Here is a 497-nt window from a genome sequence, read left to right as displayed (position 1 = left end):
CCGTCGGCCCGCACCGCCGGCGCCCAACAGACCGGAGATACTTCGATGACGCCCGACCTGATCCTTCACAGCGGCCTCGTGACGACGCTCGACCGCGCCAATCCGACTGCCACTGCCGTTGCCGTCAAGGATGGCCTGATCCTCGCTGTCGGTGACGACAGGACGATCATGGCGCTGGCAGGCTCAGGCACAAAGACCATCGACCTCAAGGGCAAGCGCGTCCTGCCGGGCCTGAACGACAATCATACCCACGTCGTGCGTGGCGGCCTCAACTTCAACATGGAGCTGCGCTGGGACGGCGTGCGCTCGCTTGCCGATGCGATGGACATGCTGAAGCGGCAGGTGGCGATCACGCCGGCGCCGCAATGGGTGCGGGTCGTCGGCGGCTTCACCGAGCACCAGTTCGCCGAAAAGCGGTTGCCGACGATCGATGAGATCAACGCGGTCGCGCCCGATACGCCGGTGTTCCTGCTGCATCTCTATGACCGGGCGCTGCT

At 65.6% G+C, this 497-nt stretch carries 1 protein-coding gene; it reads left to right on the top strand.

The annotated features are described in order from the left end of the window. Positions 1 to 45: 45 nt before the first annotated feature. A partial coding sequence (locus tag IB262_RS35490) for an amidohydrolase family protein (RefSeq protein ID WP_192494584.1) occupies positions 46 to 497 on the top strand: 452 nt, incomplete at its 3' end.

The organism is Ensifer sp. ENS02, from assembly GCF_014851885.1.
In the GTDB taxonomy this organism is placed as follows: domain Bacteria; phylum Pseudomonadota; class Alphaproteobacteria; order Rhizobiales; family Rhizobiaceae; genus Ensifer; species Ensifer adhaerens.
This window is presented reverse-complemented; position numbering and strand designations above follow the sequence as displayed.